The organism is Amycolatopsis sp. NPDC059235 (assembly GCF_042754125.1).
Lineage (GTDB): Bacteria > Actinomycetota > Actinomycetes > Mycobacteriales > Pseudonocardiaceae > Amycolatopsis > Amycolatopsis albidoflava.
Window position 1 is genome coordinate 103,537 of record NZ_JBHZAG010000025.1, and the last position, 5,866, is coordinate 109,402.

The following is a 5,866-nucleotide window of genomic DNA, read 5'->3' on the forward strand; positions in this document are numbered from 1 at the left end:
GTTCCTCTGGGGCTAAATCTGCATTACCATCCACCCCCGAACCGCAGGGCGGCTTCGGATCGGGGTTGGGGGCGGGGTGGGTGCCTCCATGGTTGGGTGCGCGGGCTGCGGTTGAGGCCGGGGCAAGCGCCCCAATGTGGCATTGGGTGCGTCTGACGCACCCAATGTGGCGTTCGGTGCGTGGGACGCACCCAATGCCACATTGGGGGCGCCGCGCAGTAGCTTGGGTGCCATGGGTGACGAGAAGCGCGAACTTCCGCCGATTCCTGATCGGCTGCCGGTGACGGTGGTTGACGCGCACACTCATCTTGACGCCTGTGGGGCGGAGACCGCGGCTGATGTTGCCGCGATGGTTGACCGGGCTGAGCGGGCTGGGGTCGCGCGGGTTGTCACCGTTGCGGATGATCTTGCTGCTGCTCGGTGGGCGTCCGAAGCGTCCACGTGGGACTCGCGGGTGTTTGCTGCGGTGGCTATTCATCCCACGCGCACCAAGGAATTCGGCGTCGCCGAACAGTCCGAAGTGGAGCGGTTGGCGCGGGGGGAGCGCGTGGTCGCGGTCGGCGAGACGGGGCTCGATTACTACTGGGACTACTCGCCGCACGATGCGCAGCAGGCTGCCTTCCGTTGGCACATCGATCTCGCGAAGCGGCTTGGCAAGGCGCTGATGATCCACGATCGCGACGCGCACGAGGACGTGCTTCGCATCCTCGACGAGGAAGGCGCGCCCGAGACGGTCGTCTTCCACTGCTTCTCTGGCGACGAGCACATCGCGCGCCGCTGTATCGACAAGGGCTACATCTTGTCCTTCGCGGGCACGGTCACCTTTAAGAACGCGCGCGGGCTGCACGAGGCCGCGCGCATCGTGCCGCGTGGGCAGTTCCTCGCTGAGACTGACGCGCCGTTTCTGACGCCTCATCCCTACCGTGGGCGGCCGAACGAGCCGTATTGCACCGCTTACACCGTCCGGTACCTCGCGGCTCTGCGCGGCGAGGCGGTCCACGAGGTGGCCGAAGCGGTCCGGACCACTGCTGAACGCGCATACCGGCTGCCCGCCTGATTCCTCAGTGTCACAACGGCTTGCACGGATTGCGACATTCGAGACCGTGCATTCGTCCACCTGATGAGTGACGCAAGTCACGACACTCCGGGGGGTGTTTGCGCAACCTGCCAACACCCGTTACTGTCCCGTGATCGTGCCGGTCGGTTCCGCGCAGCGGAGCCGGCTGATACGCCCACCAGTCACGTCAGTGCACGTCGGGGAAGCGGAACCGGGGTTGGTACGACCTGGGACCGTGACGATGGCGCTGGCTGGGGGTGTCGGACTTGAGAGGCGCGCCCGAGGGTGCGTCGCGAACGAAGGACGACGCGCGAAACACGCGCGATGTCTTGGGAAAGGGAACGACCCGGTGACTGGTAGTCGGCAGGATGACTCGCGTCTTGACGCGGGTACGGCGTATTTCTCCTCCTCCCCGTCCTCGGTGGCCGTGCTCGACCGCGAGCTCGAAGACACCGCCTACGGGCAGCTTGACTTCTCCGACGAGCTCCGCGTGACCGAGCAGGACGTGCTCGCCGCGCTGGGCCCGGACGCCGACATGCTGATGTCGGAAATCGACGTCGACGTCGACGAGCTGATCCGCCTCATCAACGCGGAAACCACGATGCTTCCGCCGCTCGTCCTCCCGGACGAGGTCGAGGAAGACCGCACCGCCTCCCCGCAGGCCAAGAAGGCCGCGGTCGAGGAAGGGCTGCGCGAGGCCACCAAGACCTGGAAGCGCCGCTTCCTCAAGGGCGCGGTGCTTTCGCTGCTGGTCACCGTCGGCGGTGGCGGCGCGGCGGCGCTCGCGATGAACAAGAGCATCACCGTCGACGTCGACGGCCACCAGCAGACCGTGCACAGCTTCGGCGGCACTGTCGGCGACGTCCTCAAGGACGCGGGCCTCTCGGTCGGCGAGCACGACGCGCTTTCGCCCTCGCCGCAGGCGGCGGTCGGCGACGGCGGCGTCATCAAGCTCGAGCGCGGCCGTCAGCTGAACCTCGTCGTGGACGGCGTGTCGCGGCCCTCCTGGGTCCGGGCGACCTCGCTCGGCGAGGCGATGAACCAGCTCGGCATGGGCAGCATGCTTTCCCAGGGCGCGTGGACGTCGATGCCGTCGTCCGGCGAACTGCCGCTGGAAGGCTCGACCGTCCAGGTCAAGACCCTCAAGCACATCACGCTCTTCGACGGCACCAACGCGCCCCGCCAGGTGAGCACCAACGCGGTGACCACCAAGGAGTTCGTCTCCGACCTGAAGCTGAACCTCGGCCCGGACGACGCGATCGACGGCGGCCTCGACGTCAGTCTGAAGAACGGCGCCGAGGTCCACGTCAGCCGCATGGGCGTGTCGATGGTCAACCAGGAAGAGACCATCGACCCCGAGGTGCAGAAGGTCGACGACCCGACGCAGCTGCAGGGCCAGCAGAGCGTCGACGACCCGGGCACGCCGGGCAAGAAGCTCGTGACCTACAAGGTCACCAAGAAGAACGGCGAAGAGATCTCGCGCGAGCAGATCTCGGAGAAGACCCTGGTCGAGGCCAAGGCCAAGATCATCAAGGTCGGCACCAAGAAGCCGCCGGCCCCGGCCATCGGCGACACCGGCGTGTGGGACCGCATCGCGCAGTGCGAGTCGGGCGGCAACTGGTCCATCAACACCGGCAACGGCTACTACGGCGGCCTCCAGTTCGACAAGCAGACCTGGGCGGCTTACGGCGGCACGCAGTACGCGCCGACGGCCGACAAGGCCACCCGCGAGCAGCAGATCGCGACCGCCGAGAAGGTGCGCGACGCGCGCGGCGGCTACAGCGCCTGGGGCTGCGGCTACAAGGCCTGAGCACTCCCTGATTTTCCGGCAGGCGGCCGGGAGCCTCGCGCTCCCGGCCGCCTGTTTTCGTCCGCCGCGTCGTCGCTGGGTAGGCTCGTGCGGTGGTGGAACTGCTGGGGCCTGCCGAAATCCGCGGGCTGGCCGACGAACTCGACGTCCGGCCCACGAAGAAGCTCGGGCAGAACTTCGTGCACGACCCCAACACGGTCCGCCGCATCGTCGAACTCGGCGGCGTGCGGCCGGGGGACGTCGTGCTGGAGGTCGGGCCCGGTCTCGGGTCGCTGACGCTGGGCTTGCTCGCCGCCGGCGCTCAGGTCGTCGCCGTGGAGATCGATCCGGTGCTGGCCGCCCGCCTGCCGCAGACCGTCGCCGAGCGCGCCCCGGAGGCGGCGGAGCGGCTGACCGTCGTCGGTGCCGACGCGTTGCGTGTGCGGGCCGCCGACCTCCCGGCTGAGCCGGTGTCGATCGTGGCGAACCTGCCGTACAACGTCGCGGTGCCGGTGGTGCTGCACCTGCTGGCCGAGTTGCCGTCGCTGCGCGGTGGGCTCGTGATGGTCCAGACCGAGGTGGCCGATCGGATGGCGGCCGGGCCGGGCAGCCGGACTTACGGCGTGCCGAGCGTGAAGCTCGCTTGGTACGGACCGGCGCGCAAGGTCGCCGCAGTGCCGCGCGCGGTGTTCTGGCCGGTGCCGAACGTCGACTCCGCGCTGGTGTCGTTCACCCGGACTGACCCGGTGTCCGGGGTGGATCGCGCGCGGTTGTTCGCGGTGGTCGACGCGGCGTTTTCGCAGCGGCGCAAGACTTTGCGGGCCGCGCTCGCCGGGTGGGCCGGTTCCGCGGAGCGGGCCGGTGAGTTGCTCGCCGAAGCGGGGATCGACCCGAAGACGCGCGGGGAGCAGCTCGACGTGCACGCGTTCGCGCGGATCGCGGCTGCCGGAAACTGACCCCCTCCCACGGCGCTCGCTTGTGACGTCCAACTGCGGCGGCGTGGCGGGTATTCCGGGAGCGGGGCTTCGATTTCGTTGCGTGGCCTGATGATCTTGCGTCGTCGCTGATCGTGGATCATTCCGAGGTCTCGTAGCTACTCTCGGTCATCGCGCGATGGCGGCTGAGATGGCCGGTTACCTGTGACGGGCGGCTCGTCACGGCCGTGGCATTCGGGGGAGCTTGATTGCTCCCCGGACCGGATTGTTCAGCGACGCCGGTTCGAGGTGCTTCGCTCCGCTGACCTATCTCGACCCAGTCGCGGACCCGCGGCGTACGGCCTCGAAGGCCGCGGCCACCGGTCACTTGACAACGGGAAAACTCTTGTTCCACAAAGATTCTTGATCGTCCACAGTGGAACGAACTAGTTCGCCGCCCGCCGCCGGTGCGAGGGTTCCGCAGGTCGGGGCAATGTTCGGGGACCGAGGTTCCGGGTTTCCGGGTCTTGGACGCCGTGTTCCGATATGCGGGCACCACCAGACGTGTGATCTGCACCAACGCGCTTGCGTTCAGCCAATGGGATCGGCTTTACTCGAAAGCGTCCATCCCGAGCGACTGAGAGACCTGGCTCGCCGAAGTCGCAGCAACCACCCTCCGCAGGGCAGGTGCTACCGCCAGGACCGATGGAGGCTGTTTTCGATGAAGAGGGTCACCCGCCCGCTCCTGCTGACCCGCCGGCGCGTAGTCGACGAAGGTCGCCGCTCGGTATGTGCGTGTCAACGCTCCATGGTCATCGCCTGATCGTTTTTCCCGCAGTTTCTTGCGCCGTCCACTGTGGACGGTAATTCGATGACGCCTTGGCGCGCCCGGATCCGGCGCCGCGCCTCGTATGCCTGGAGCCCTTTCGTGATCACTGTCGAAAACGTGTCCAAGTCCTTTCCCTTCCACGGAAATCGTGTCGCCGCGCTGCGCGACGTGAGCGTTGACGTGCAAGCCGGCTCGCTGTTCGGGATCGTGGGTCCGTCCGGCTCCGGCAAGTCGACCCTCGCCCGTTGCATCGCGCTGCAGGAGCGCCCCGACCGCGGCGTCGTGCGGCTCGACGGCCTCAACACCGCGACGCTGGACGGCAAGCGGCTGCGGGAGATCCGCCGCCAGCTCGGTGTCGTCGGGACCAAATCGGAGCTGCTCGCCGAGCGCACCATCGCGGGCAACATCGCCAGCCCGCTGGAACAGCTCGGCGTCGACGGCCCGCAGCGGCGCAGCCGCGTCGGCTCGCTGCTCGACCTGGTCGGCCTCACCCCGCGCGCCGCGCAAAAGCCGGAAGAACTCACCGACGGCCAGCTCCGCCGGGTCGCGGTCGCCAAGGCGCTCGCCGCCGGACCGGCCGTACTGCTCGCCGACGACCCGACCGCCGGGGTTTCGGCGGAAGACGCCGGCGCGGTGCTCGCCGTGCTCGACCGGGCGCGCGCCGAACTGGGCGTGACGGTCGTCGTCACCACGCCGGACGCCGACGTCGTCCGCCGAGTCTGCGACGACGTCGCGGTGCTCGACAACGGCGCGATCGTCGAACGCGGCACAGTGCTCGACCTGATCTCCACGCCGGACAGCTGGACCGCGCAGGCGGTGCTGCCGTCGATCGAGACCTCGCGCACCCAGTCCGCGAAGTACGACCGCGCGGTCGACGTCGTGCTGATCGGGTTTGCGTCGGTGGGTGCGCTGCTGCCTGAGGCGGCTAGTCGCTTCGACGTGGAGCTCGCGACTATTGGTGGTGGCCTCACTCGTATTGGGGATACGCCGATCGCTCGGTTCCGGTTGGGGGTGCGTGGGGAGCGGGCTGACGCTGCGCTGTCTTGGATTTCTGATCGGGGGGCGTTTGTTAGTCAGGTGGTTCGTGGGCCGCAGAGTGTTGTGGCGGCTTGAGGTTTTGGGTTGACGTAAGGCGTTCGCGGGCCGCTCCGGGTGGGGGGCGGCCCGTGGTGGTTGGGTTGGTGGGTTAGCCAGACAGCTGTGTTTTTGGCGCCGGCTCCGCCGTCGCGGGCGGGATCGCTTTTATGCCGACGTTTGGGGGCTGCCCGGCGTGAGGG

4 protein-coding genes and 1 riboswitch are annotated in these 5,866 nt (G+C 68.3%); all 4 genes read left to right on the plus strand.

Annotated elements, in window-relative coordinates:
• The first annotated feature begins 232 nt into the window (after positions 1-232).
• The 4 genes from ACFXI3_RS18920 to ACFXI3_RS18935 all read left to right on the plus strand — a co-directional run bounded on the left by ACFXI3_RS18920 (position 233) and on the right by ACFXI3_RS18935 (position 5,702).
• Positions 233-1,057: a TatD family hydrolase gene (locus tag ACFXI3_RS18920; RefSeq protein WP_378400800.1), complete on the plus strand. Its 825-nt coding sequence runs from the start codon at positions 233-235 to the stop codon at positions 1,055-1,057.
• Between the two features lie 427 nt (positions 1,058-1,484).
• Positions 1,485-2,867, plus strand: a complete 1,383-nt coding sequence (locus ACFXI3_RS18925; protein ID WP_344281235.1) for a transglycosylase family protein — start codon at positions 1,485-1,487, stop codon at positions 2,865-2,867.
• Between the two features lie 92 nt (positions 2,868-2,959).
• Positions 2,960-3,802 (plus strand): 16S rRNA (adenine(1518)-N(6)/adenine(1519)-N(6))-dimethyltransferase RsmA, encoded by an 843-nt coding sequence (rsmA, locus tag ACFXI3_RS18930; protein WP_378400802.1) that lies wholly within the window; start codon positions 2,960-2,962, stop codon positions 3,800-3,802.
• Positions 3,803-4,381: 579 nt separating this feature from the next.
• A riboswitch (SAM riboswitch) is annotated at positions 4,382-4,472 on the plus strand.
• Positions 4,473-4,688: 216 nt separating this feature from the next.
• A complete protein-coding gene (locus ACFXI3_RS18935; RefSeq protein ID WP_378400804.1) occupies positions 4,689-5,702 on the plus strand; it encodes a methionine ABC transporter ATP-binding protein in 1,014 nt (337 codons plus the stop codon).
• Positions 5,703-5,866: the final 164 nt, after the last annotated feature.